27 protein-coding genes and 1 pseudogene are annotated in these 25,177 nt (G+C 71.2%); 14 read left to right on the top strand and 14 right to left on the bottom strand.

Features of this window, described 5'->3' with window-relative positions:
• Window positions 1-68: 68 nt before the first annotated feature.
• From OH804_RS30840 to OH804_RS30825, 4 genes are all read right to left on the bottom strand, one after another.
• Window positions 69-1,358 carry a hypothetical protein gene (locus tag OH804_RS30840; RefSeq protein WP_406061146.1) on the bottom strand — a complete coding sequence of 430 codons (1,290 nt, stop codon included), beginning with the start codon at window positions 1,356-1,358 and terminating at the stop codon, window positions 69-71.
• Between the two features lie 69 nt (window positions 1,359-1,427).
• On the bottom strand, window positions 1,428-2,003 hold the full coding sequence (locus OH804_RS30835; RefSeq protein WP_196919929.1) for a TetR/AcrR family transcriptional regulator: 576 nt from the start codon (window positions 2,001-2,003) through the stop codon (window positions 1,428-1,430).
• Entirely contained in the window at window positions 1,996-2,796 is an 801-nt protein-coding gene (locus OH804_RS30830) for an alpha/beta fold hydrolase (RefSeq protein ID WP_406061143.1), read from the bottom strand. The genes OH804_RS30835 and OH804_RS30830 overlap by 8 nt, the downstream gene beginning before the upstream one ends.
• Before the next feature lie 107 nt (window positions 2,797-2,903).
• Complete coding sequence (locus OH804_RS30825) at window positions 2,904-3,824, bottom strand: proline dehydrogenase family protein (RefSeq protein WP_196919931.1); 921 nt, start codon at window positions 3,822-3,824, stop codon at window positions 2,904-2,906.
• A gap of 106 nt (window positions 3,825-3,930) precedes the next feature.
• Here OH804_RS30825 and OH804_RS30820 point away from each other — a divergent pair, with 106 nt between their 5' ends.
• Genes OH804_RS30820 through OH804_RS30810 form a run of 3 tightly spaced genes read left to right on the top strand, consistent with a single transcriptional unit; the run spans window position 3,931 to window position 5,978 of the window.
• Complete coding sequence (locus tag OH804_RS30820; RefSeq protein WP_307788538.1) at window positions 3,931-4,203, top strand: hypothetical protein; 273 nt, start codon at window positions 3,931-3,933, stop codon at window positions 4,201-4,203.
• A gap of 1 nt (window position 4,204) precedes the next feature.
• Complete coding sequence (locus tag OH804_RS30815; protein ID WP_196919932.1) at window positions 4,205-5,371, top strand: glutathionylspermidine synthase family protein; 1,167 nt, start codon at window positions 4,205-4,207, stop codon at window positions 5,369-5,371.
• Window positions 5,372-5,390: 19 nt separating this feature from the next.
• Window positions 5,391-5,978: a CGNR zinc finger domain-containing protein gene (locus tag OH804_RS30810; protein WP_091402753.1), complete on the top strand. Its 588-nt coding sequence runs from the start codon at window positions 5,391-5,393 to the stop codon at window positions 5,976-5,978.
• Window positions 5,979-6,009: 31 nt separating this feature from the next.
• On the opposite strand, the gene OH804_RS30805 is transcribed toward OH804_RS30810, so the two are convergent.
• Together OH804_RS30805 and OH804_RS30800 are read right to left on the bottom strand one after the other, a co-directional pair.
• Window positions 6,010-6,816: a sugar phosphate isomerase/epimerase gene (locus OH804_RS30805; protein WP_196919933.1), complete on the bottom strand. Its 807-nt coding sequence runs from the start codon at window positions 6,814-6,816 to the stop codon at window positions 6,010-6,012.
• A gap of 75 nt (window positions 6,817-6,891) precedes the next feature.
• On the bottom strand, window positions 6,892-7,836 hold the full coding sequence (locus tag OH804_RS30800) for a Ppx/GppA phosphatase family protein (RefSeq protein WP_406061140.1): 945 nt from the start codon (window positions 7,834-7,836) through the stop codon (window positions 6,892-6,894).
• Window positions 7,837-7,916: 80 nt separating this feature from the next.
• On the opposite strand from OH804_RS30800, the gene OH804_RS30795 reads away from it, so the two are divergent.
• Genes OH804_RS30795 through OH804_RS30785 form a run of 3 tightly spaced genes read left to right on the top strand, consistent with a single transcriptional unit; the run spans window position 7,917 to window position 9,333 of the window.
• Entirely contained in the window at window positions 7,917-8,714 is a 798-nt protein-coding gene (locus tag OH804_RS30795) for a hypothetical protein (protein ID WP_196924662.1), read from the top strand.
• Window positions 8,715-8,749: 35 nt separating this feature from the next.
• The gene (locus tag OH804_RS30790; RefSeq protein ID WP_145790112.1) at window positions 8,750-8,950 is read left to right on the top strand and encodes a CopG family transcriptional regulator; all 201 of its coding nucleotides are present in this window, start codon (window positions 8,750-8,752) and stop codon (window positions 8,948-8,950) included.
• Entirely contained in the window at window positions 8,950-9,333 is a 384-nt protein-coding gene (locus OH804_RS30785; RefSeq protein WP_406061137.1) for a type II toxin-antitoxin system death-on-curing family toxin, read from the top strand. Before OH804_RS30790 ends, OH804_RS30785 begins: the two co-directional genes overlap by 1 nt.
• Window positions 9,334-9,345: 12 nt before the next feature.
• Here the strand turns inward: OH804_RS30785 and OH804_RS30780 are convergent, their stop codons facing one another.
• Window positions 9,346-9,924 (bottom strand): TetR/AcrR family transcriptional regulator, encoded by a 579-nt coding sequence (locus OH804_RS30780; protein ID WP_196919936.1) that lies wholly within the window; start codon window positions 9,922-9,924, stop codon window positions 9,346-9,348.
• Window positions 9,925-10,261: 337 nt separating this feature from the next.
• Here OH804_RS30780 and OH804_RS30775 point away from each other — a divergent pair, with 337 nt between their 5' ends.
• Window positions 10,262-10,915 (top strand): NADPH-dependent F420 reductase, encoded by a 654-nt coding sequence (locus OH804_RS30775; protein ID WP_406061135.1) that lies wholly within the window; start codon window positions 10,262-10,264, stop codon window positions 10,913-10,915.
• A 62-nt stretch (window positions 10,916-10,977) separates the two neighbouring features.
• Here OH804_RS30775 and OH804_RS30770 read toward each other — a convergent pair whose 3' ends face one another.
• Window positions 10,978-11,661, bottom strand: a complete 684-nt coding sequence (locus tag OH804_RS30770; protein ID WP_030329696.1) for a response regulator transcription factor — start codon at window positions 11,659-11,661, stop codon at window positions 10,978-10,980.
• A gap of 24 nt (window positions 11,662-11,685) precedes the next feature.
• Window positions 11,686-12,969, bottom strand: coding sequence for a sensor histidine kinase (locus OH804_RS30765; protein WP_406061133.1), 1,284 nt, complete (start codon window positions 12,967-12,969; stop codon window positions 11,686-11,688).
• Window positions 12,970-13,173: 204 nt separating this feature from the next.
• Between OH804_RS30765 and phoU the strand changes: the two genes are divergently transcribed.
• Window positions 13,174-13,827, top strand: a complete 654-nt coding sequence (gene phoU / locus OH804_RS30760) for a phosphate signaling complex protein PhoU (protein ID WP_196919939.1) — start codon at window positions 13,174-13,176, stop codon at window positions 13,825-13,827.
• 64 nt (window positions 13,828-13,891) lie between these two features.
• Here the strand turns inward: phoU and OH804_RS30755 are convergent, their stop codons facing one another.
• Window positions 13,892-14,659: a phosphoglyceromutase gene (locus OH804_RS30755; protein WP_196919940.1), complete on the bottom strand. Its 768-nt coding sequence runs from the start codon at window positions 14,657-14,659 to the stop codon at window positions 13,892-13,894.
• Window positions 14,660-14,811: 152 nt separating this feature from the next.
• Between OH804_RS30755 and OH804_RS30750 the strand changes: the two genes are divergently transcribed.
• Window positions 14,812-16,092: an MDR family MFS transporter gene (locus tag OH804_RS30750; RefSeq protein ID WP_406061130.1), complete on the top strand. Its 1,281-nt coding sequence runs from the start codon at window positions 14,812-14,814 to the stop codon at window positions 16,090-16,092.
• Between the two features lie 74 nt (window positions 16,093-16,166).
• Complete coding sequence (locus OH804_RS30745) at window positions 16,167-17,465, top strand: MFS transporter (RefSeq protein WP_406061128.1); 1,299 nt, start codon at window positions 16,167-16,169, stop codon at window positions 17,463-17,465.
• Between the two features lie 364 nt (window positions 17,466-17,829).
• On the opposite strand, the pseudogene OH804_RS30740 reads toward OH804_RS30745, so the two are convergent.
• From OH804_RS30740 to mshA, 3 genes and pseudogenes are all read right to left on the bottom strand, one after another.
• Window positions 17,830-18,645, bottom strand: a pseudogene (locus tag OH804_RS30740) (hypothetical protein); the annotation flags it as partial.
• A gap of 561 nt (window positions 18,646-19,206) precedes the next feature.
• A complete protein-coding gene (locus OH804_RS30735; protein ID WP_406061126.1) occupies window positions 19,207-19,722 on the bottom strand; it encodes a YbjN domain-containing protein in 516 nt (171 codons plus the stop codon).
• Window positions 19,723-19,779: 57 nt separating this feature from the next.
• Window positions 19,780-21,144, bottom strand: coding sequence for a D-inositol-3-phosphate glycosyltransferase (mshA, locus tag OH804_RS30730; protein WP_406061124.1), 1,365 nt, complete (start codon window positions 21,142-21,144; stop codon window positions 19,780-19,782).
• Here mshA and OH804_RS30725 point away from each other — a divergent pair.
• The 3 genes from OH804_RS30725 (at window position 21,100) to OH804_RS30715 (ending at window position 22,962) form a co-directional block, all read left to right on the top strand.
• The gene (locus tag OH804_RS30725; RefSeq protein ID WP_406066788.1) at window positions 21,100-21,267 is read left to right on the top strand and encodes a hypothetical protein; all 168 of its coding nucleotides are present in this window, start codon (window positions 21,100-21,102) and stop codon (window positions 21,265-21,267) included. The two genes, mshA and OH804_RS30725, sit on opposite strands and share 45 nt — an antisense overlap.
• Window positions 21,268-21,349: 82 nt before the next feature.
• Window positions 21,350-22,111, top strand: coding sequence for an SDR family oxidoreductase (locus OH804_RS30720; RefSeq protein WP_196919945.1), 762 nt, complete (start codon window positions 21,350-21,352; stop codon window positions 22,109-22,111).
• 62 nt (window positions 22,112-22,173) lie between these two features.
• On the top strand, window positions 22,174-22,962 hold the full coding sequence (locus OH804_RS30715) for a class I SAM-dependent methyltransferase (RefSeq protein ID WP_406061122.1): 789 nt from the start codon (window positions 22,174-22,176) through the stop codon (window positions 22,960-22,962).
• A 127-nt stretch (window positions 22,963-23,089) separates the two neighbouring features.
• Here OH804_RS30715 and OH804_RS30710 read toward each other — a convergent pair whose 3' ends face one another.
• Window positions 23,090-24,127: a UDP-N-acetylmuramate dehydrogenase gene (locus OH804_RS30710; RefSeq protein ID WP_406066740.1), complete on the bottom strand. Its 1,038-nt coding sequence runs from the start codon at window positions 24,125-24,127 to the stop codon at window positions 23,090-23,092.
• 114 nt (window positions 24,128-24,241) lie between these two features.
• On the opposite strand from OH804_RS30710, the gene OH804_RS30705 reads away from it, so the two are divergent.
• Entirely contained in the window at window positions 24,242-25,000 is a 759-nt protein-coding gene (locus OH804_RS30705) for a maleylpyruvate isomerase family mycothiol-dependent enzyme (protein WP_406061120.1), read from the top strand.
• Window positions 25,001-25,177: the final 177 nt, after the last annotated feature.

Genomic DNA, 25,177 nt, shown 5'->3' with positions numbered 1-25,177 from the left:
GCCGTGACGACTGGGGACGGCGCACCCATCGATGGTACGGCGCACCGTCACACCACCCCCGAGCTGCGTCAGCCGGCGGTGGCGCGGACGTACGCCACACACTCGTCGTGCAGCGTCGACCACTGCTCACCGAACGCCTTCTCGGAGGCCGCCTCAATGGTCCGGCCGTCGTGCACCACCGTCTTGAAGAAGGTCAGCAGCCGCAGCGGCCCGTACCTGTCGACAAGGTGCCGGACGGCCAGGTAACCGATGCCGTAGCTGGCGGCGACCCGTTCGGCGGAGGCGTCGTCGGCGGGGTTGACGCCCTCCAACTTGCCGTCCCAGCCGCCCCGGACCATCTTGCGGACGTCGGCGATCCCCTCGTACCGGTCGACCGCCTGGCTGCCAGCACCGGCGAACTCGGCCAGGCCCTCCACCAACCACCAGGTGAGCTTGCCCGGGTAGCCGCGCTCCGGTAGCGACGCCGCGTGGGTCAGCTCGTGCCGGAGCAGGTCGTCGGTGCCGCTGTTGGTGAGCCCTTCGGCGTTGAGCACCACCTCGTGGTGGCCGCCGCCCACTGTGACCGCGTAACCGCCGGTCCATTCCGGGCGCTCCCCGCCGTACCAGCGCTGCCACTCGGTGCGGCCGGCGTAGAAGATCCGGTACCGGTCCGGCGGTGATCCGGTCACCGCGTATCCGTCGGCGACCTTGGCCGCCGCTTCGGCCTGCGCGAGCAGGCCGGGCAGTTTGCCGCGCAGCGCCGGGGTGGTGGCGACGATGGTCCGCGCGCCGATGGCGACCGCCAGGTCGCTGATCTCCCACGGTCGGGTGCCGGTCTCCACCGACTTGGATTCCTCCATGGCGACCATCCGGGGCTGGTCACCGTTCTCCCGCCACCGGGTGCCGATCAGCACTGGGCTGGGCCGGCAGTTCGGCGTGACGAAGCAGTACTGGAAGCGCACCAGCAGCCGCCACTCGCCGGGCTTGCCGATGATCGGCACAGGCAGCCCACTCGGCTCGGCTCGCCAGCCGGTCACCTTGAGTTCGCGTAGTGCGGCGAACCGTCGGCGCAGTTCGTTGTGGGCGGCGGGATCGGCGACGGCGAGGAAGCCGGCGCGGTCACCGCCGAGGAGTGCCGCGGACTGCCGGTGGAGCTGGGCGGTGATCCGGTCGGACAACCCGCGGGCAACTGCGGTGGCCGGGTCGTCGGCCGCCGAGGCACCGACCCGGCTGACAGTGGGGCGCGCGCCTGTCTCCCGGATCACTCCGACGACGAGCGCCGCCGGCAGGCCGCAGCCCAGCAGCAGAACGACCACCACGAGCACCGTCCACAGCGGCCAGAGCCGCCGTGGTGCTGGCTGCTGCACCTCGTCAGTCACCCGCCGAAGGGTACGACCAAACCCTGAACGCGGCGAGGCCGCCCCGGACCGGTCGGCCCGGCCGCCCGCTCACCCGCCGCTGCGCGGCCAGGAGCGGAACGAGATGTCCATGCTCGCTACCAACTGGTGGTACGAGCGGTCGACGTCTCGGGGCAGGCCGAAGCCGCCCGCGGCCTCCAGGGTCACGAAACCGTGCAGGGCGCTGCGCAGCGCGCGGGTCGCGTCCACGGCGTCGTCGCCGGTGAGCCCGTACCCGCGCAGCACAGCGAAGATGGCGCCGACGGCGCGTTCGCCCGCCTCGACGTGCTCCGCGTCGGCCGGGTCGGGCACCCGCTGGGTGGCCGGGTAGCGGCCGGGGTGCCGGAGGGCGTAGTCACGGTAGGCGTCTGCCATGGCCCGGAGCGCGTCGCCACCGGAGCGGCCGACGGCGGCGGTGGTCATCGCTGTGGCCAGCTCGGCGGTGGCCAGTGCGGCGAGCTTCTGGACCAGCGCGTCGGCGCCCTTCACATGTTTGTAGAGGCTCGGTAGCGCGACCCCGAGCCGGCTGGCGAGCGCGGCGAGGGTGAGCTGTTGGAAGCCGACCTCGTCGGCCAGCCGGGCCGCCTCCCGTACGACGGCCTGCTGGTTGAGGCCGACCCTAGGCACCGGTACACACCGCCAGGAAGCCGAGCAACTCCTCGGCAGTGCGCTGCGGCCGGTCGGCGTGCGGGTAGTGACCGGACTCCTCGATCATCCGGGCCTCGGCGGTGCCGAAGAGCCGGCGGGCGGCCCGCGCCTCCGCGCCCGGGTCGGGGAAGTCCGGGTCCTTGGAGCCCATCAGCACCAGCACCGGTTGCCGCACCTGCGGGGCGCGGGCGGTCCAGTGCGGCTCGACCGGTGCGATCACGCCACGGGTGGCGGCCATCCGGCCGGGCTCGCGCAGGTTGGCCACCATCGAGCGGCGGTACGCGGCGTCGTCGGCGGGCCTGTGCACCGGGAACAGGGTGTTGTGGAACATCCCGAAGAGTCGGGGGCTGTGCAGCACGGACCACATCGCCATCCGCAGCAGCGGGTTGAGCTTCGGCTGACCGACGAACGCGCCGATCTGCACGATGCCGGTGACCAGCTCGGGCGCGTCGGTGGCGGCGAAGACCACCGCCGCCGCGGCGGACGAGCTGCCGACCAGCACGGCCGGACCGGCGTCGAGGTCGCTGACCACGGCCAGCAGGTCCGCGCCGACCTCCGCCGGGGCGTACGTGGGCCAGCCGGCGCTGGACTCGCCGTGCCCCCGGACGTCGACCGAGGCGACCCGGTGCCCGGCGGCCACCAGCAGCGGAACGAGGTGCCGGAAGCTCGCCCTGTTCTCCCCCATGCCGTGCGCGAGGACCACCAGTGGCCCGTCGCCCCGCACCTCGTACGCGATGTGTCCGCCGTCCCGCCGCACCTGGCTAGTTGTCATAGCTTTAAAGCTAAGTCACTTAGCCAACGATGGCAAGTCTGATAAACCGAAACGGGCCGGCGGCGACCTTTCGGGTCGCCGCCGGCCCGTCGGCCGAGTCGGAGAGGTTACTTCTTGGAGATCAGGGCGCGGCCGAAGAAGACCAGGTTCGCGGGGCGCTCGGCGAGCCGGCGCATCAGGTAGCCGTACCACTCGTCGCCGTACGGGACGTAGGTGCGCACCGTGTAGCCCTCGCCGGCCAGCCGGGCCTGCTCCTCGGGGCGGATGCCGTAGAGCATCTGGAACTCGAAGCGCTCCGGCCCCCTGTCGAACCACCGGGCCCGGTCCTCACCGATGGCGATCATCCGCGGGTCGTGGGTGGCCAGCATCGGGTACCCGTCGCCGGACATCAGGATGTTCATGCAGCGCACGTACGACTTGTCCACCTCACGGGCCGACTGGTACGCCACCGACTCCGGCTCCTTGTAGGCGCCCTTGCACAGCCGCACCCGCGACCCGGCCGAGGAGAGCTCCCGGCAGTCCGACTCGGTCCGGCGCAGGTACGCCTGGAGCACCGCGCCGGTCGACGGGAAGTCCTTGCGCAGCCGGCTCAGCACCTCCAGCGTCGAGTCGGTGGTGGTGTGGTCCTCCATGTCCAGGGTGACGGTGGTGCCCGCCGCGTCGGCCGCCGCGCAGATCGCCCGCGCGTTGTCGTACGCCAACTGCTCGTCGAACATCTGGCCGAGGGCGGAGAGCTTCACGCTCACCTCGGCGGCCGGGGTGAGCCCCGCGGCGCCGAGCATCTTCAGCAGTTTCAGGTATTCGTCCCGGGTGGCGGTGGCCTGCTCGGGGGTGACGGTGTCCTCACCGAGGTGGTCGAGGGTGACAGCGAGGCCGTCGTCGACGAGCCCGCGGGTCGCGCGCAACGCGTCGTCGGTGGCGGCGCCGGCGACGAACCGGCGGACGACGTCCCGGGTGTACGGGGCGGTCGCGACGAGCCGCTCGACCTGGGATGACCGGGAGGCGGCGAGGATGACGGAACGGAGCATGAGCCGAGCGTAACGCCCCTGCCAGGGCCCTTGCCGAGGGGCGGCCGGGCAGCTCGGCACGGGGGGCGGGGCGGCGGCGGTGGCGCCGATCGGCTACAACGATGCCGTGGACCAACGCCCCCGCCGCCGGCTCCGATCGGCCTCCGTGCAACTCGGCGCGCTCACCGCTCTCGCGCTTGCCCTCTCCGGTTGCAACATGACCTCGGACGACGACGATGACGACGACTGCGCCCTCGGCCCGGTCGGCGGCGGCGGCACCGTCGCGCTGGCGATGCGGGTGAGCGACCCGGCCGCCGGTCGCACCGCCCCGGAACCGACCACGGCGGCCCTGCCCGAGCGCGGCGGATTCGGCACCCACCTCGCCGCCTGCGGCGGCTGACGTGCGCCGCGAGTCGGTCACGCCGCGCCCCGACTGGGACGCCACCATCCGGTCGCAGGGGCTGGTCTACGTCGACACCGAACTGCCCGACGGCGGGATCATGTCGTACTGGGACGAGACCGCCGCGTACGCCTTCGACCTCGACGAGGTGCTGCGGCTGGAGGAGGCCACCGAGGAGCTGCACCGGATGTCGGTGGCCGCCGCCGAGCACGTGGTGGCGCAGCGCCGGTACGCCGAGTTCGGCATCCCCGAGTGGGCGGCCGAAGCGGTGGCCCGGTCGCTGCGCGAGGCGCCACCCACCCTGTACGGGCGCTTCGACCTCGCGTACGACGGCACCTGGCCGCCGAAGATGTTGGAGTACAACGCGGACACCCCCACCGCGCTGGTCGAGGCGAGCATCATCCAGTGGTACTGGCTGGAGCAGACCCGGCCGGAGCTGGACCAGTGGAACAGCCTGCACGAGCGGCTGGTCGGCGCCTGGGCCAAGATCGGGGCGGGGCTGCACGACCCCCGGGTGCACGTGCTCTGGTCGAACGAGGAGGAGTCCGGCGAGGACCACATGACAGCCGGCTACCTCGCCGAGACCGCCCGGCAGGCCGGCCTGACCGTCGAGCTCCAACCCATCCAGGAGATCGGCTGGGACGGCCGACGCTTCGTCGACGCCGACGACCGCCCGGTGACCACCTGCTTCAAGCTCTACCCGTGGGAGTGGATGCTGGCCGAGCCGTACGGGCCGGCGGCCCTGGCCCCGGGCACCCCGACCACCTGGATCGAGCCGGCCTGGAAACTGCTGCTCTCCAACAAGGCGCTGCTCGCGGTCCTCTGGGAGCTGTACCCCGGCCACGAGTACCTGCTCCCGGCGTACCTCGACTCGCCGCGCGGCATGCCGGAGTACGTCGCCAAGCCACTGCTCGGCCGCGAGGGCGGTTCGGTACGCATCGTCACCGCCGATGAGGAGATCACCAATCCGGGGATCTACGGCGACGAGGGCTGGTGCTATCAGGAGTTCCGGGCGTTGCCGCAGTTCGCCGGCAACCGAATGGTGCTGGGCAGCTGGATCGTCGACGGCGAGTCGGCAGGCGTGGGCGTGCGGGAGAGCGCCAGTCTGATCACCGACGGCTACGCGCGGTTCCTGCCGCACTACATCGACGCGCCGCGCACCCGCTGAGTCGTCTACCGTTGGGGGCGTGAACTTCGACGCGTACGCCCGGACCGGCGTTGACCTGGTCAACGCCCGCCTGGACGACCTCGACGACCTGCGAGCCCTCTTCCCCGACGAGAACGCCTGGATGCGCGACGAGGTCGCGGACCGGGACGTGGCGATCTTCCGCCGGGCGCAGAAGCGGTTGCGCGACGTCTTCGAGTACGGCACCTCGGGGCGGGACGCCCAGGCGGTCACCGAGCTGAACGCGCTGCTGGAGGCGTTCCCGGTGCAGCCGCGCATCTCCGGGCACGACTCCAGCGACTGGCACATGCACGTGACCAGTCGGGGTGCCTCGGTCAGTGCTGAATACCTGGCCGGCGCGGTCTGGGGGCTGTCGGTCTGGCTCTGCGAGTACGGCAGCGCCCGGTTCGGGGTCTGCGCCGACGAGCGGTGCGGCAACGTCTACCTGGACACGTCGTCAAACTGCTGCCGGCGGTTCTGCTCGGAGCGCTGCGCCACCCGCTCGCACGTCGCCGCGCACCGCGCCCGCAAGCGGGCGGCGGTCGGCGAGCAGGTGACTGTCGCCCCGCAGCCGACCTCCGCCGCAGACTCCCTCTCGCCGGTCAGCTGACGCCGCCACCGCCCGATCGTGGGCGGACGGGTCAGGCGTCGACAGGTGACGACGCGGTCAGGTGCTGGCGGGCGAACTCCAGCGCGGCGCGCAGGTCCGCCTCGCGCACCGCGCGGCTCTTCGCGCCCCGGGTGGCGACCTCCACCGCGACCGCCCCGGTGAAACCTCGACCGGCCAGCGACGAGAGCAGCTCCCCGCAGGGCTGGGTGCCCCGCCCGGGCACCAGATGCTCGTCGCGGCCCTCGCCGGTGCCGTCACCGAGGTGCACGTGCGCCAGCCCGGCGCCCATCCGGTCGGCCATCTCCAGCGGGTCGCTGTGCGAGGCCGCGCAGTGCGACAGATCCAGGGTGTACGACGGGTAGCCGGCGTCGGTCGGATCCCAGCCGGGCACGTACGGGACGAACTGCCGACCCGCCATCCGCACCGGGTACATGTTCTCCACGGCGAAACGCAGCCCGGGGAACCGGTCCGCGACGGCGGCGAGACCCTCGGCGAAGTTTCGCGCGTATTCGCGCTGCCAGGTGAACGGCGGGTGCACCACGACGGTCGGCGCGCCCAGCGTCTCGGCCAACTCGGCGGCCTTGCGCAGCCGCTCCCACGGGTCCGGGCTCCACACCCGCTGGGTGACCAGCAGGCAGGGCGCGTGCACCGAGAGCACCGGCACGTCGTAGTGCGTGGACAGGCCGCGCAGCGCGCCCGCGTCCTGGCTGACCACGTCGGTCCAGACCATCACCTCGACGCCGTCGTAACCGAGCGCCGCGGCCAGTTGGAACGCCGCCGCGGTCGGCTCGGGAAAGACCGACGAGCTGGACAGGAGCACGGGAACGCGGGAAGTCACATCAGCCAGCGTAGCCCGGCAGCGCCGGGGGCATCGTGACGAGCGCCGGCAAACCTACCGAAAACGGCCTCCGGATCAGATCGGCTCCAGTTGATCGAGCCGGCGGAGGATGACACCCTCCCGCAGCGCCCACGGGCAGATGTCCAGCGAGTCCAGATCCAGGCGGCGCATCACCGCCTCGGCGACCACGGCACCAGCCAGCAACTGGTGTGCCCGACCCGTGCTGACCCCCTCCAACTCCATCAACTGCGCCGGTGGGATATGCCGGATGAAGCCGATGACCTGCCGCAGGCCGGCCCGGGTCAGGCTGCGTCGCACCCACAACCCGGAACCGGACGGGGCCGCCCCGGCCAGTCGGGCCAGGGTGCGGAACGTCTTCGAGGTGGCCACCGCCCGACCCCAGCCCACCTCGGTCATCTGGTCGACGACCTTGTCCAGCCGGCCGTCCACGTACTCACGGAGCTTGTCGACGGCCTCCGCCGACGGCGGGGCCGTACTGGCCGGATCGACCCGCAGCCGCTCCCGGGTCAGCCGACCCGCCCCGAGTGGCAGGGAGACAGCGACGTCCGGGTCCTCGTCGATGCCGGCGGCGATCTCCAACGAGCCGCCGCCGATGTCCAGCACCAGCAGCCGGCCCGCCGACCAGCCGAACCACCGCCGCACGGCCAGGAACGTCATCCGCGCCTCGTCCGCACCGGAGAGCACCGCCAGGCGTACGCCGGTCTCGTCCCGGACCCGGGCCAGCACCTCGGCCGCGTTTGTGGCGTCGCGCACCGCGGACGTGGCGAACGCGATCAGGTCGTCGGCCGCCAACCCGGTGGCCGCCGCCTTGGCCATGCCCACCGCCTTGACCAGGCCGTCCGCGCCCGCCTCGGTCAGCGCGCCGTCCGGGCCGATCTGCTCGGCCAGCCGGAGCACCACCTTCTCGGAGTGCGCCGGCCACGGGTGCGCGCCGTGATGCGCGTCCACCACGAGGAGATGCACCGTGTTGGATCCGACGTCGAGGACACCCAGTCGCATGGTGAAGACCCTAGGCGCAACACGTTTGCGCGGCTCACCGGCCTGCGGACGTGACCGCGCGTACGCTGGGCCGAGTGACGATGGAGCTCCGTGTGCTGGTGGACGACCCGGGTGACCCGCGCAGCCGCGAGGTGCCCCTGGACTTCCCTCGGGAGTGGATCGAGTTCACCGATCCGGCCGACGAGACGCACCTGATCCGAGCCGACCTGACCTGGTTGCTCTCCCGCTGGACCTGCATCTTCGGCAAGGGCTGCCACGGCATCATCGCCGGCCGGGCCGCCGACGGTTGCTGCTCGCACGGGGCGTTCTTCACCGACTCGGACGACGAGAAGCGGGTTCGCAACGCCGTCCGGCGGCTCGCCCCGTCGACCTGGCAGCATTTCCGTCGCGGCTTCAAGAACTGGACCGACGAGGACACCATCGACGGCAAGAACCCGGCCCGCCGCACCGCCACCCAGGGCGCCGACGGTCCGTGTGTGTTCCTCAACGACGCCGACTTCGCCGGCGGGGGCGGTTGCGCCCTGCACGCCCAAGCGCTGCGCGACGGGGTGCACCCGTTGGAATACAAGCCGGACGTCTGTTGGCAGCTGCCGATCCGCCGCGATCAGGACTGGGTGAAGCGGCCGGACAACAGCAAGGTGCTGGTCTCCACGCTGTCCGAGTTCGACCGGCGGGGGTGGGGAGCCGGCGGGCACGACCTGGACTGGTGGTGCACCTCCTCGACGGACGCGCACGTCGGCACCGAGCCGATGTACCTGTCGTACGGTCCGGAGCTGACCGCGCTGATCGGCGCTGCCGCGTACGAGCGGTTGGCCGAGCTGTGCGCGACCAGGACGAAGCAGGGCATGATCGCCCCGCACCCGGCCGACGAGGTCTAGCGGATCTTGGTAGCAATCTTGCTACCATTCAGGTCATGGCTATGACGCTTCGACTTGACGACGACCGTGAACGGCGACTCCGACTCGTTGCGGACGAAGAGGCGCGGTCGATGCACGCCGTCGTCGTCACCGCGATCGACGACTACCTCGCTCGGCGGAACGCCAAGGAGTTCGGCGACCTCGCTGACGAGATCATCGAACGCCACGCCACGCTGCTCGCTCGCCTGGCGGAGTGATGACGGAGATCCGTTACCCCACGCTCGCTGACGTGGCGAGCATCGCCCGCAAGATCGGCGTTGGGATCAGGGACGCCGGTCTCGTCGAGTCGGCGGTGGCCCGGCCGCAGACGAGCGTGTTCGGTGAAGACGCCTACCCCGACCTGTGGACCAAGGCGGCGGCACTGCTGCACTCGCTTGTCAACAACCACCCGTTCGTGGACGGCAACAAGCGGATCGGCTGGATCGTGGCCATCACCTTCCTGCTCCAAAATCACGCCGTCACCATCGATCAGCTCGACGAGGTCGACCAGGACATCGCGTACGACCTGGTCATCAGCGTTACCGAGAGCCGGCTGACGGAGGTGGCCGAGATCGCCGCGGCGTTACGCAAGCTGTTCTGAGCTGGGCGCCCGTCAGCTCAACGCCGCGTCGACGATCGTGCGGGCGCTGCGCCGGGCCGCCTCGGCGATCGCCGGGTCTCCGTCCAGTACGCCGCTGGCGAGCCCACCGTCGAGCAACAGGGTGAGCTGCCGGGCGAGCAACTCCGGGTGGGCCGCGCCCGCCTGACGGGCCAGCTCGGTCACCCAGGCGCGGACCACGGTCTTGTGTTCGACCGTCCGGGCGTGCACCGGGCCGCCGGCAGGTGACTCGGCGGCGGTGTTGATGAACGCGCAGCCGTGGTAGCCGTCGCGGCGGCAGGCGCCGGCCAACGCGTCGAACATCCCGATCAGCTGGTCGCGCGGCTCGTCGCCGGCATCCCTTGCCGCGGCCCGCAGCGCACCGAACCACGCCTGGTCGACCCGATCCAGGTAGGCCAGTACCAGATCGTCCTTGCGTGGGAAGTGCTTGTAGAGCGTCGCCTTAGCCACGCCCGACTCGGCGATGACCGTGTCCACCCCGACGCCACGCGGCCCGTGCGCGTAGAAGAGTCGGAACGCGGTGTCCAGGATCCGGTCCCGGGCCGAGCCGGCCGGAGTGCGTGGCGCGGGCATCGGTACTCCCTTGATCTGCTGGTGTCGGCTTGATCATACCGACAGTTCCGTCTGTCGGCCCCGGTGCGGTGACGCGGGCGAGGAGGCGGGGGTGTCAGGTGGACGGCCTTTGGAGCTGAATCGCTTACGACATCAGCGGGTGATTCGTTTGCGACATCAGCTCCAAAGGTCCTCCGGCAGAGTCCATCCCCATCCTCATCGCACACCGCAGGGGCCGTCCGCAGGGCGGCGCCAGCCTTGGGACGCGGCAAGGGGACAGCAGTAGACAGACCTGTCTGTTAGCCTGCTCGTCATTCGGCGCGAGCCCGCTCCGCGCCACGACGGAGGAGCGATCGACATGCGTATCGCAGTTTTCGGAACCGGATCGGTCGGGCGGGCGATCGCCGCCCGTACGGTGGAGTTGGGCCACCAGGTGACCATCGGCACCCGGGACGTCGCGACCACCCGGGCCGGCGAGTACGCGGCCTGGGCGGCGCAGCATCCCGAGGTGGGCCTGGCGACCCAGGCAGACGCGGCCGTCGACGCCGACCTGGTGGTCAACGCCACAAGTGGCGACGGCTCCCTGCCCGCGCTCACCGCGGCCGGCGCGGCGAACCTGTCCGGCAAGATCGTGCTCGACATCTCCAACCCGCTCGACTTCGGTGCGGGCTTCCCGCCCACCCTGTCGGTGCACAACACCGACTCCCTCGCCGAACGGATCCAGCGTGAGTTTCCGCAGACCAAGGTCGTCAAGTCACTCAACACGCTGACGGCGGAGCTGATGGTGCGCCCACGTCAGCTCGCCGACGGCGCGCACAGCGTCTTCGTCTCCGGCGACGACGCGGAAGCCAAACGGATCGTCACCGAGCTGCTCGTCAGCTTCGGGCACACCGACGTCATCGACCTCGGTGACATCTCGACCGCCCGGGGCGTCGAGATGCTGCTGCCGCTCTGGCTACGACTCTACGGGCGGCTCGACACCGCCATGTTCAACATCAAGGTCGTCCGCTGACCGAGGGCCGACAGGCCGAAGGGGGCCCGCGTCGAGACGCGGACCCCCTTCGAGTACGCCGATCACGGCTCGAACTTGTAGCCCAGACCCCGGACGGTCACGATGAAGCGCGGCGCCGACGGCTCCGGCTCGATCTTGGAGCGGAGCCGCTTGACGTGCACGTCGAGCGTCTTGGTGTCACCGACGTAGTCGGCGCCCCAGACCCGGTCGATGAGCTGGCCGCGGGTGAGCACCCGGCCCGCGTTGCGCAGCAGCAGCTCCAGCAGTTCGAATTCCTTCAGCGGCAGCTGTACGGCCCCGCCGTCGACTGTCACCACGTGCCGCTCGATGTCCATCCGCACCGGGCCGGCGGCCAGCGTCGGCGCACCCGCCTCGGCCACCTCCGGGCTCTGCCGGCGCAGCACCGCCCGGATCCGGGCGACCAGTTCCCGCGGCGAGTACGGCTTCGTGACGTAGTCGTCAGCGCCGATCTCCAGCCCGACCACCTTGTCGATCTCGCTGTCCCGGGCGGTGACCATGATGATCGGCACGGCGGAGCGCTGCCGCAACTGCCGGCAGACCTCGGTCCCCGACATCTCGGGCAACATCAGGTCGAGCAGCACGATGTCGGCGCCGGTCCGGTCGAACTCGGTGAGGGCGTCGGTGCCGGTCGCGGCGACCGAAACCTCAAAGCCCTCCTTACGGAGCATGTACGACAAGGCGTCGGAGAACGACTCCTCGTCCTCGACCACGAGAACGCGGCTCAACGGGGATTTCCTTTCCATTTGCTGTCAGACCTGCCGTAGCCCAGTCGGACCGGACTCGATCCCAACCGGCGGCAGTGTCGCCAGGAGGTCGTCCGGTGGACTGGCGGGCAGCCGGAGGGTGAACGTCGATCCACCACCAAGAGTGCTCGACACCTCGACCCGTCCGCCATGGTTGCTCGCAATGTGTTTCACGATCGCCAGGCCGAGCCCGGTGCCGCCGGTGGCACGCGAGCGGGCCTGGTCGGCCCGGTAGAACCGCTCGAAGATCCGATCGACGTCGGTGGGGGCGATACCGATGCCCTGGTCGGCGACGGCGACCTCGACGTGCTCGTCGTCGCCGCGCAGGGTCACCCGGACCGTGGTGTCCTCGCCCGAGTAGTTGATGGCGTTCTCCACCAGGTTCGCCACCGCCGTGGCGAGTTGGGAGTCGCTGCCGTACGCGGTCAGGCCACGCTGCCCGTCCACCGTCACCGCGACACCCCGGGCGGAGGCCGTGGTGCGCGTCCGGTCGACCACCTCGGCGATCACCCAGTCCAGCGCGACCGGCTCCGGTGGCGGCTGCGGCTCAGCCCCCTGCAACCGGGTCAGCTCCAGCAACTCCTGCACCAGCCGACCCAGCCGGGTCGACTCGTGCTGGATCCGTTCGGCGAACCGGCGGGCGGCCACCAGGTCCTCGGAGAGGTCGGGCGTCGCCACGTCGGCCGGCTCGGTCGCGTCCAGCAACGCCTCGGCGAGCAGTTGCAGGGCCCCGATCGGGGTCTTCAGCTCGTGGCTCACGTTGGCCACGAAGTCGCGTCGCACCCGGGTCAGCCGGTGTGACTCGGTCACGTCGACCGCCTCGACAGCGATGAAGCCGTTGCCGAGACCCATCGCCCGCAGGTGCACGCCGAGCGGGTTCTCCCCCGCGCTGTCGCGACCCCGGGGCAGGTCCAGCTCGATCTCGCGCCGCACGCCGGTGCGTCGCACCTGGCCGGCAAGGGTACGGATCAGCGGGTGCGCGGCGATTGAGCCGGGGGTGCTGCCGGTACGCAGCAGCCCCATCGCCCGGGCGGCCGGGTTGATCAACACGGGGACGTCGTCGTTGTCCAGTACCACGACACCGGCCCGGAGTGAGTCGATCGTCCGGCGGCCGAGCCCGGCCTGCTGCTCGTCGGCTATCGCGGGCCTCCCCCTGCTCCAGCGGAAGCTGACGCTCCCCGTCGACGTGGAGCGACCGTCCCGCCTCGGCAGGAACCGGGGCAGCAGCAGACCGGCGGCCATCCCGGCCACCAACGCCACGGCCACCACGACCGCCACCGCCCACTCCACCCGGCGATCGTAGGGTCATTGTTAACCTGGCTACCACACAGACCGGGACGAACTACCCTCACTTACGGAAGTGTTCACCCCCACGTCTGGCGTCGTTCACCGTGGTTCATCCGGGATCCGTCCACGCGCCCTACCGTTGGCGTCGCACCTGCTCAACCCCCTGCGCCGGCACCCGTCGGCGGCGACCGACCACAGGACGTGATGATGCGCGACGAGTTCCGGGCCGACCTCCAGATCGTCAGCCAACTGCTGGTGGACATGGCGGAGGGCGTCCGCGCCGCCATGCGCCAGGCCACCCGGGCCCTGCTCACCGCCGACCGGCAGGCCGCCGAGACGGTCATCGAGCGGGACGCCGAGATCGACGACCTCTACCGGCACGTCGAGGAGCGGGTCTGTGACCTGCTCGCCCGACAGGCGCCGGTCGCCTCCGACCTCCGGGCGATGATCACCGCGCTGCACGTGGCAGCTGATCTGGAGCGGATGGGCGACCTCGCCGAGCACGTGGCCAAGACCGCGCTGCGCCGGCACCCCTCCCCCGCCGTCCCGGCCGAGCTGCGGACGGTCTTCACCGAGATGTCCGAGATCGCCGACCGGATGGCCGTGAAGATCGGTTCGGTGCTGGCGAAGCCCGACGCCGACCTCGCCGGCGAGCTGGACCGCGACGACGACGCCATGGACGAGCTGCACAAGAACCTGTTCGCGGTGCTGCTCGGCGACGACTGGCCGTACGGGGTGGAGACGGCGATCGACGCCACCCTGCTGGGCCGCTTCTACGAGCGCTTCGCCGACCACGCTGTCAACGCCGGCGAGCACGTGATCTACCTGATCACCGGGGAGAGCGCGCCCAACAGCAACTGACCGGCACGGAAAGGGGCCCCTCGCCATCGCTCTCCGCGATGACGAGGGGCCCCTTTTGGCTGGCTCAGCGCCCCTGGTTGGCCACCGCCGCGGCGGCGGCCTTCGCGGCGGTCGGGTCGAGGTAGGTGCCGCCCAGCGTGAGCGGGCGCAGCTGCGGGTCGAGGTCGTAGCGCAGCGGGATGCCCGTCGGGATGTTCAGCTTGGCGATCGCCTCGTCGGAGATCTGGTCGAGGTGCTTGACGAGGGCGCGCAGCGAGTTGCCGTGCGCGGCCACCAGCACCGTCCGGCCGGCCAGGATGTCCGGCACGATCGAGTCGTACCAGTAGGGCAGCATCCGCTCGACGACGTCCTTGAGGCACTCGGTGCGCGGCATCAGCTCGGTCGGCAGCAGCGCGTAGCGCGGGTCACCCACCTGCGACCACTCGTCGTTGTCGTCGATCGGCGGCGGCGGGGTGTCGTACGAGCGGCGCCAGAGCATGAACTGCTCCTCGCCGTACTCGTCGAGGGTCTGCTTCTTGTTCTTGCCCTGCAGGGCGCCGTAGTGCCGCTCGTTGAGCCGCCACGACCGGCGTACGGCGATCCAGTGCCGGTCGGCGGCGTTGAGCGCCAGCTCGGCGGTGCGGATGGCGCGACGCATCACGCTGGTGTGCACGACGTCCGGCAGCAGGCTGTGCTCGCGCATCAACTCGCCGCCGCGCCTCGCCTCGCCCTCGCCCTTCTCGGTCAGGTCGACGTCCACCCAGCCGGTGAAGAGGTTCTTGGCATTCCAGTCGCTCTCACCGTGTCGCAGCAGGACCAGCGTCCCGACGGTGGGCCCTTCGCTCGCAGTCATGCGGATCATCCTGCCTCAACCGCCCGACGGACACGCGGGCAGCCGTCGTGACGACCACCACGTGAAAAAGCTGATGACCAGCGGATCCGCCCGCCACTAGGGTTGTAAGGCACGCCAGTCACATCGGTCATTACTTGCAAGCGGGGCGCCATATGCGGACGATGCGGAGTTGGTTCCGGGACACCACCGGCGGCTTACCGACCACCTTCTGGTACCTCTGGTCCGGCACCCTGATCAACCGGCTCGGCTCGTTCGTCCTCGTCTTCCTCGCCATCTACCTGACCCAGGAACGTGGCTTCTCGGCCTCGCAGGCCGGCCTGGTGATCGGCCTCTGGGGCGTCGGCGGGGCGTTCGGCACCACCGCCGGCGGCACCCTCGCCGACCGGTGGGGCCGCCGGCCGACGCTGCTCACCGCCCACGTGGGCGCGGCGGCCATGATGCTCGCGCTCGGGCTGGCCCGGGACCTCTGGGCGGTGGCGCTGGGCGCGCTGCTGCTCGGCATGTTCGCCGAGGCGGCCCGACCCGCGTTCGGGGCGATGATGATCGACGTGGTGCCGGCGAAGGACCGGCTGCGCGCCTTCTCGCTCAACTACTGGGCGATCAACCTGGGCTTCGCCTGCGCCGCCGTCCTCGCCGGCCTCGCCGCCCAGGCCGACTACCTGCTGCTGTTCGTGGTCGACGCGGCCACCATGCTGATCACCGCGCTGATCATCTTCAGCAAGGTGCCGGAGACCCGGCAGGCCGGCCCCGCCACCGCCGTCACGTCAGCAGCGGCTCCGCGAGGCGCGCTGCGCACGATCCTCACCGACCGGGTCTACCTCGGCTTCGTGGCACTCAACCTGTTCGCCGCGCTGGTGTTCCTCCAGCACATCTCGATGCTGCCGATCGCGATGGGTGACGACGGTCTGAGCCCGGCCACCTACGGCTCGGTGATCGCACTCAACGGCATCCTCATCGTGGTCGGCCAACTCTTCGTGCCCCGACTGATCCGCGGACGGAGCCGCTCACACGTGCTCGCGCTGGCATCCGTGGTGATGGGCGTCGGGTTCGGGCTGACCGCGTTCGCCGGCACCCCCTGGTTCTACGGGCTGACCGTGCTGATCTGGACGGTCGGGGAGATGCTGAACTCGCCCTCCAACTCCACGCTGATCGCCGAGCTGTCCCCGGCCGAACTGCGCGGTCGCTACCAGGGCGTGTTCTCCCTCTCGTGGCAGATCGCCGGGGCCAGCGCGCCGATCCTCGGTGGACTGGTGCGCGAACACGCCGGCAACGACACGCTCTGGTACGGCTGCGCGGCGCTCGGCCTCCTGACCGCTGTGGCCCACCTGGTGTCCGGGCCGGCCCGGGAACGGCGGGCGGTCGCACTGCGCCGCTCCGGCGAGGCACTGGCACCGACCACCGCCTCCCGGACCCCGCAGCCCGCCGAGGCGTAATGAGTGGCGCGGCGGTGCCGGATTTCCTACTGTGCAGTGGAAACAGTTAACAACCTGAACTGTCGGGAGGTCGGGTGCACGCCCTGCGGCGCTGGTGGCACGACACCGCAGGCGGACTTCCCGCCACCTTCTGGTATCTCTGGGCCGGCCTGCTGATCAACCGGGCCGGCGCCTTCGCCATGCTGTTCCTCTCGCTCTACCTCACCGACGTACGCGGCGCGAGCGAAGGCCTGGCCGGCACGGTGGTCGGCGCGTACGGGGCCGGCGGGGCGGCCGGCGTCCTGCTCGGCGGGGTGCTCGCCGACCGGTGGGGCCGCCGGGCGACCCTGCTCGCCGCGCACCTGGCCACTGTCGGCCTCATGGTGGCGCTCGCCTTCACCCGACCCCTGCTGCTGATCGCTGTGCTCTCCGCGCTGATCGGCGTGGTCCACTCCATGCCCAGCCCGGCGTTCGTGGCGGCGATCGTCGACGTGGTGCCCGCCGAACGCCGCTCGCGCGCGTTCAACCTCCAGTTCTGGGCGTTCAACCTGGGCATGGCGGTCGCCTCGCTGCTCGCCGGGGTGCTGGCCGAGGCGAGCTTCACCGCACTGTTCCTGGTCGACGCGGGCGCCACACTGACCGCCGCCGCCGTGATCGGCTGGAAGGTGCCCGAAACCCTGCGGCTGGCCCGGCCAGTGGCCGGCCCACCGCCCGCCACCCCCACGGCACAGAGGTCCGTCCGGACCCGGGGGCCGGGACTGCACACCGCGCTCACCGACCGCACCTTCCTGGTCTTCGTCGGGCTCACCTTCGTGCTGGCCGTGCTCACCATGCAGACGTCCACGATCATGCCGCTGGCCATGCGCGCGGACGGCCTGGGGCCATCGGCGTACGGGCTGGTGGTGGCGCTCGGCGGCGCGCTGATCGTGGTCGGGCAACTGTTCGTGCCCCGGCTGATCGACAGGCACCGCAAGGACGTCGTGCTGGCCGCCTCCACCGCCCTGCTCGCGCTCGGCTTCGGGGCGCTGGCCATCGCCGACGAACTGGCCATCTACCTGGGTGCCGCAGTGGTCTGGACGGTCGGCTCGATGCTCGCCGCCCCGCCCAACGCGCAGATCAACGCGGACCTGGCACCACCGCAGCTACGCGCGCGCTACCAGTCGGTCTTCTACCTGACGTTCCCGGCCGCGGCATTCGTCGCGCCCACCCTCGGCGGGGTGAGCCTCCAGCACCTCGGCGACCGGCACTGGCTGATCGTGGGCGGGCTGGGGCTGCTGGCCGCGCTCGGGCACCTGCTCGCCGGACCACCCCGCGAGCGGCACGTCGCCGCGCTGCGCCGCCGGATCACCAACCCGGAACCGACAAACCCCGCAGACCGCGTACCGACAGGGTAACCACGCAAAGCGCCCACCATGTCCCTGAGGTCATGGTGGGCGCCCGCCGGTGGGGCCGGCGGCGGCGGGCAACACTCACCCCCGTAAGCATCGCCCGCTCACGCCGCCGGTCCAAACAGGTGGGAACCGTCCCCCAACGGTTAATCCACCCGTCCCCTCGCGCCTCGTCTGGTGCGCGGATCTGATCGATCCGCCGCTCCCCCGAACGTTTCCAAACGTGGCGCGGTGCAATAAAGCTAGTTCGCCCGGATTCTGGATTCAACCCAGAACGGCTGTCTCGCCGGTCACAACTGGCGAGTATCCGCTGCTCCGGCCTCGTCCGTTGGCAACAGCCGGGTACCCGTCGGCCATTCCCGCAAACACCTCAACCGTCCTCCCGATCGGGTGACTCGGTCCGGAAGAAGTTGCTCTGCCGGCCGTCCCGCATCTGTTCCTGATAAATCAGGTTCAGCCGCCGCAGGTCAAAGGTGTGGAACCAGTCATCCCAGGTGATCTCGCGGATCCGGCTGCTTTCCCGATATCCGGGAATGTTGAAGGTCAACACACCCGCCCGGCCATCCCGCTCGGTGCCCGCGATGGTCGCCGGCTTCGCCCCGCGCTCCCGGGCCCAGCGCTGGATCACCTCATGGTTCGCCGTGATCAGACTCCGCCCCGGCCGCTCCGGCCGGTCCGCGATGGACGAGATCACCTGCGAGCTACGGACCGACCGACCCGTACCCCGTCCGGTCCGGATCCCACCGGCCGTCGTCCCGCCACCGGTCGACGGCGTAAACGTGCGCTTCGCCGCCGCACTCCTGGCCGGCGCCGCGCGCTTCGCCGCCGGTCGCGCCGGTGCCTTCTTCGCCGGCGCCTTCCGCGCGGGCGCCGTACGCGCCGTCGCTGTCTTACGGGCCGTCGTGGTCTTACGGGCCGCCGCAGTCTTACGGGCGGCGGTCGTCCTGCTCGCGGCCGTGGTCTTGCGGGCGGCCGCTGTCGTCTTCTTCGCGGCGCTCGCCTTCTTCGCTGGAGCCTTCTTCGCTGGTGCCTTCTTCGCGGCGGTCGCCTTCTTCGCCGGTGCCCTCTTCGCCGCCGCCGTCGACTTCCGCGTGGCGGTCGCCTTCGTTGCGGCAGCCCGCTTCGCGGGCGCGCTCTTGTTCGCCGGCGCGGCCTTCGCGCGGCTCGACGCGGGCCTGGCCGCCGACTTCTTGGTGGCGGCGGCGCGACCCGCCGACGACCGGCTGCCGGTGGCCCGGCCCGACGGGCCGGTACTGCTCCGACCCGCGCCGGCCCGCATCGAGCGCACCAACTGTTTCACCAGGTCGGGCTTGCGCAGTGCGGAGATCCCGGAGACCCCCCGTTTGCGCAACTGCCCGCGGATGTCGTCCACCCGCATCCGGGAGATCTCCGACTCGGAGACTCCGGGCGTTGCCGGCGTCTGGTTGCCGGCCTGTCGCTTCGTCCTGGTCGCAGTCGCGCCGCGACCTGAGCTGTTCCGCTGAGCCATGGGACGCTCCGCTCCTTGGCACTCCGTCATCGGCGCGCGGGGGTCCCTTGCCGCACCGCGCGGTGCGGCATACCCGTCAGGAGCACTCCGAACCACGTCGGCGACACCACTGCCTCGCCTGCTCCGCGATCTTGCGATTTCTGTCGCGACAGAAGGGGCATATCCACTCATGTCGACAACAGAAAACGCAAGATCGGCGCGCTCCTCCTGCCCGGGACATGGTGATCTACCACAAGTCCGCGGGCGCGGGGTGTTGAGTCAGGCTGGGTCGGGGCCGGCGCCGGAGGGCTCGAAGAGGTGGGCGAAGGCGGCAAGGTTGGCTGTCGACTCGCCCCGCTTGACCCGCCACTCGTACTCGCGCCGGATCGAACTGCCGAAGCCGATCTCCAGCATCGTGTCGAACGACTCGTCGGCGTACGTGAGCACCGCGCCGAACAGTCGGTCCAACTCGTCGGCGTCCACACCGGCCGGGTTGACCCGACCGGTCAGGTACACGTCGCCGACGGCGTCGGTGGAGAAGGAGACGCCGTACATCCGGGCGTTGCGCTGCAACAACCAGGCCCACAGCTCCTCGCGGCGCTCGTCCGGCTGGCGCATCACGAACGCCTCGATCCGCAGCGCGTGCTCGCCGACGATCAGGTTGCAGATCGTCTTGAGCTTGTGGGTGCCCGGCAACGTCACCGCGTACGAGCCGGGGCCGGTCGACTCCCAGGCCAGGCCCCGCTCGGCGCAGACCGACTCGATCAGGGTCGCAAGATCGCTCTTCGGGCTCACCGGACCCACTCTACGACCGACTCGGCCCGCGCACCGGGTGACGACGGGCGCCCCGGTTCACCAGGAACAGGAGAGCGCCGGGTCACCCGCCAGGTCGGCCGCGAGCCGGGCGCGGTGTCCGGCGATCGCCTCGCCGTAGACCCCGAGCAGGCCAGCGACCGTACGGTCCCAGGAGAAGTGCCGTGCGTGCTGTTCGGCACCTCGGGCCAGCACCGACCGGAGCGCCCGGTTCGGCAGCAGACTGCCCAGCGCCCGGGCCCAGTCGACCGGGTCGTGCCCGTCGATCAGTACGCCGCTGACCTGGTCCCGGACGGCGGTGACCAGCCCTCCGACGGCGGCGGCCAGCACCGGCGTACCGCAGGCCTGCGCCTCCAGGGCGACCAGCCCGAACGATTCGTTGTGCGACGGCACCGCGACCAGATCCGCCGCCCGGTACAGGGCCGGAAGGTCGTCCCCGGTCAGCGGCGGCAGGAACCGCACCCCGTCGCTGACCCCGAGCTTGGCGGTCAGTTCGATCAGGGCGGTCGGCCGGTCCAGCCCGCTGCCGCTGGGCCCGCCGCAGATCACCACTGTCACCTGGTCGGCCAGCGCCGGGTCGCGCTCCCGCAACGCGGCGATCGCGCGGATCAGCACGTCGGGGGCCTTGAGTGGCTGGATCCGACCGACGAAGGCAACCACGTACCCGTCGACGGGAAGCCCCAGCCGGCGACGGGCCTGGCGGGCGGCGGCGGACCGGTCGCCCGGCGCGGGCCGGAACCGGGCCAGGTCGACGCCCGGCTGCACCACGGAAACCCGGGTCGGGTCGGCGTCGTACCGGTCGAGCAGGTCGCTGGCCTCGACCCGGGTGTTGGCGACCAGCCGGTCCGCCTCGGCGACGACCTGTTCCTCGCCGATGACCCGGGCCTTGGGCTCCGGCCGGTCACCGGCCGCGAGCTGGGCGTTCTTGACCTTCGCCAGGGTGTGCGCGGTGTGCACCAGCGGCACCCCCCAGCGCTCCTTGGCCAGCCAGCCGACCTGGCCGGAGAGCCAGTAGTGGGAGTGGATCAGATCGTAGTGGCCGGGCGGGCGGGACGCTTCGGCGCGCAGCACCCCGGCCGTGAAGGCGCAGAGCTGACCGGGCAGCTCCTCCTTGGTGAGACCCTCCAGGGGGCCGGAGGTGATGTGCCGGACCTGCACGCCGGGCGCCATCTCGACCACCGGGGGGAGGTCGCCGGAGGTGGCCCGGGTGAAGATCTCCACCTCCACGTTGGCCTCGGCGAGACGCCGGGCGACTTCGAGGATGTAGACGTTCATTCCGCCGGCATCACCCGTGCCGGGCTGGTGCAGGGGGGAGGTGTGTACCGACAGGGTCGCGATTCGGCGAGGCCGGGGCCACGGTTGGGCACCTCGCTGACGCCCGACACCGGTGTGCATATCCGCCACATCCGCTCCTTCTTCACGGTTGATGCCGTCTCGCACGACCGGCGCTTCTCGGTCAACCTGTACGCCGGATGTCATCTTCCCCATCGGGCTTCGGAAATTCCCCGGCGCGGCACCTCGGCGTGACGGACCTCATCACCGGACGCCCACCAATGGCCGCCGTACGCCCGGTCGGGGCGGGTCGTACGCCCGCTGTGACAATGTCGGGATGACCTCAGTCGCCATCGTCACCGGAGCGTCCAGCGGGATCGGCGCGGCAACCGCCCGCCGGCTCGCCGCCGAGGGCTTCCACGTGCTCGCCGCCGCCCGCCGCGCCGACCGGCTCACCGAACTGGTCGCCGAGATCACCGCCGCCGGCGGGCAGGCCACCGCCGTGACCTGCGACATCACCTCCGACGAGTCGGTGGCCCGGCTGGCCGAGGCCGCCGCCCAGGCACCCGGGCCGGTCACCCTGCTGGTCAACAACGCCGGCGGTGCGCGCGGACTGGACCCGGTGGAGTCCGGCTCGGTCGCCGACTGGCAGTGGATGTACGACGTGAACGTGCTCGGCACCCTCCGGGTCACCCAGGCGCTGCTGCCGGCGCTGGAGGCCTCCGGTTCCGGCACCATCGTGGTGGTCTCCTCCACCGCCGGGCTGACCGTCTATGAGGGTGGGGGCGGCTACACCGCAGCGAAGCACGCGCAGACCGCCATCGCCGGCACACTGCGCCTGGAGTTGTGTGGCCGGCCGCTGCGGGTCATCGAGATCGACCCGGGCATGGTGAAGACCGAGGAGTTCGGGCTGGTCCGCTTCGAGGGCGACGCGGAACGGGCGGCCGCCGTCTACGCCGGGGTGCCGGGGCCCCTGGTCGCCGAGGACGTCGCCGACTGCATCGCCTGGTGCGCCACCCGCCCGGAGCACGTCAACATCGACCGGCTGGTGGTCCGGCCCCGGGCACAGGCCGCGCAGCACAAGGTGCACCGGGTCTAGCGAGGTTTGAGCCGGGTTTTCGAGGCCCGCAGTCGCGAACGGAGATTGGCCCGGAGGTCGACATGAGCCCTGCGGCGCGGCGCCGGCCGTTCGGCGTGGTCACCCGCGGCACGACGAATCCGAACCGGCTCCGTCGGGTGGACAACTGGATCGTCGCCACCTGCGCCGACCGGCTGTTGGCGGCGGACGACCCCCTGGTGGTCGACCTCGGTTACGGCGCCACCCCGGTGACCGCTGTGGAGTTGCGCGCCCGACTGGCAGCCGGGGTCCGTCCGGACGTACGGCTGGTCGGGTTGGAGATCGACGCGGCCCGGGTGGCCGCCGCGGCGCCGGCCGCCGACCCACCCGGGCTGACGTTCGCCCGGGGTGGGTTCGAGTTGGCCGGGCTCCGGCCGGTGCTGGTCCGCGCGTTCAACGTGCTGCGACAGTACGACGAAAGCGATGTGGCCGAGGCGTGGCAGACGATGACCGCCGCGCTCGCCCCCGGTGGGGCGCTCGTCGAGGGCACGTGTGACGAGTTGGGGCGGCTCGCCAGCTGGCTGCTGATCGACGCCGAGGGCCCCCGGACGCTGACAGTGGCAGCGAAGCTCACCACGCTGGGCAGTCCCGCCGAGTTGGCCGAGCGGCTGCCCAAGGCGCTGATACACCGCAACGTTCCCGGTGAGCCGGTGCACGCCCTGATCCGCGCCCTGGACGACGCCTGGCAGGCCGCCGCCCCGTACGCCACCTTCGGCCCCCGCCAACGCTGGCTGCGCGCGGTGACCAGCCTCCGCGAGACCGGCTGGCCCATCCTCGACAACCCCACCCGCTGGCGCCAGGGCGAACTAACCGTCCCCTGGCCCCTCCCCTAAACAACGCCCCGCCCCCGCACGCCGATCTTGCGTTTTCGGTCGACGATTCGCACCTTTTCATCCCTTTTTCCCCCACAGAAACTGCAAGATCGCGGGAGTAGAGGGGGCGAGCGTGGGTGGGTGGGAGCTAGAGGGTGCAGTTGATGAGGACTGGTTCGGGGTGCAGGGTCACGCCGAAGCGGGTGTGGACCTGGTCGCGGATGGTGCGAGCCAGGGTGAGCAGGTCGGCGGTGTGGGCGGTGCCGCTGCGGTTGGTCAGCGCCAGGGTGTGCTTGCTGGAGATGGCCACCCCACCCTCGCCGGGGTGGCCCTTGGCGAAGCCGGCCTTGTCGATCAGCCAGGCGGCGCTCACCTTGACCAGGCCGTCCGCCCCGGGCCAGGCGGGCGGGTCGCCCACCTCGGCGGAACGTTCCAGGAGCTGCTCGTACGTCGCCCGGTCGAGCACCGGGTTGGTGAAGAAGGAGCCGACCGAGCGAGTGTCGGGGTCGTTGGCGTCGAGCACCATCCCCTTGCCCGCACGCAGCCGCAGCACCACCGATCGGGCGTCCGCCAGCGGCACCTGGTCGCCCACCTCCACACCGAGAGCCCTCGCCAGCTCCGCGTAGCGCACCGGCCCGGACAGCGGCGACCGGGTGAGCCGGAAGTCGACCGAGAGCACCACCCAGCGGTCCATGTACTTGAAGATGCTGCCCCGGTAGGCGAAGCCGCAGTCGGCGGCGGGGATGACCTGGCGGGTGCCCTCGACCCGGTCGTACACCTCGACGCCGGTGATGGTCTCGGCGACCTCCTGGCCGTACGCGCCGACGTTCTGGATCGGGGTGGCACCGGTCGAGCCGGGGATGCCGGAGAGGCACTCCAGCCCGGCCCAGCCGTTGGCGACCGTGGTGGCGACCAGGTCGTCCCACGGCTCGCCGGCGTCGACCCGTACGGTGACCGAGGTGGCGTCCTCGGCGATGACCCGCACGCCACGGGAGCGCACCAGGACGACGGTGCCGGGGAAGCCGTCGTCGCCGATCACCACGTTGCTGCCCCCGGCCAGGATCAGGACCGGCTCCGTCGCGGTCCGCACCGCTTGGACGAGCTCGTCGGCACTGCCGGCGGCGACGATCCGCTCGGCCGGCCCACCCGTTCGCAGGGTGGTGTACCCGGCGAGTGGACCGGGGATGGCACGATCGGCGTCGGTTGTCGGCTGGGCGGAGGCGTCTGGCACGCCCTTCACCTTAGGCTGACAAGTAGCCGTGGCACCCACTGGTCGCCCGGCACCCCCGGGAGGATGGCGATGAGCAGACTGCAGGGCAGCAAGGATTTCTGGATCGGGGCGCTCCGGACGGAGGGTCCGGCTTTCGCGGCGGCGGTGGCCGAGGCGCCGCCGGAGACACCGGTGCTGTCCTGTCCGGGCTGGACGGTCAACGACCTCACACTGCACATGGCCGGCATCTACCACTGGGTGTCGTCGTTCGCCGGTTCCGGTCAGACCAGCCAACCGCCTCGGCGGGAGCAGCTTGAGGCCGACCCGGGCGTGAATGCGCTTCAGCTGTGGCAGCAGGGCTACGACCGGGTGATGACCCTCTTCGACGGGCTCGACCCGGAGGCACCGGCGTGGAACTGGGCCCCGCAGCCGAAGAAGGCCGGTTTCTGGCCGCGTCGGATGGCGCACGAGACGGCTGTGCACCGCTGGGACGCCCAACTCGCCATCGGGGCTGGTGACCCGGTGGAGGCGAAGCTCGCGGCCGACGGGGTGAGTGAGGTGCTGGACACCTGGCTGCCGGCGGGTCGGAGGCAGGTGCCGGGTGACTGGCACGGGGTGGTGCAGCTCTGCGCGACCGACGCGGCCCAGGAGTGGTATCTGCGGCTGCGCGGCGAGGGGGTGGCGCTGCTCGACACCGCGACCATCTTCGACCACGACGATCACCACGCTCGCGCCCAGGTCAGTGGCACCGCGAGCGACCTGTTGCTGGCGGTCTGGGGGCGGGTGAGCTTCGAGACGCTGGACGTGGTCGGCGACCGCGCCCTGTTGGACGGCCTGCGCACCGGCTGACCGATTCAGAACGAACGAGGGCGTCACCCCGGCGGGGGTGGCGCCCTCGTCGCGTACGGGGATCCGTCGTGCTGCGCCCCGGCGAGCGTTCATCACGGGAACGCAACGCTGAGAGAGCGCTCTCTTGACAGTGGGTTGGCCACCCACCACAGTGTCGTGAGAGCGCTCTCTTAGCCA

This window comes from Micromonospora sp. NBC_00860, assembly GCF_045207375.1.
Lineage (GTDB): Bacteria > Actinomycetota > Actinomycetes > Mycobacteriales > Micromonosporaceae > Micromonospora > Micromonospora vinacea.
Note: the sequence above shows the minus strand (reverse complement) of the source record. Positions and strands in the feature narration are given on the sequence as shown.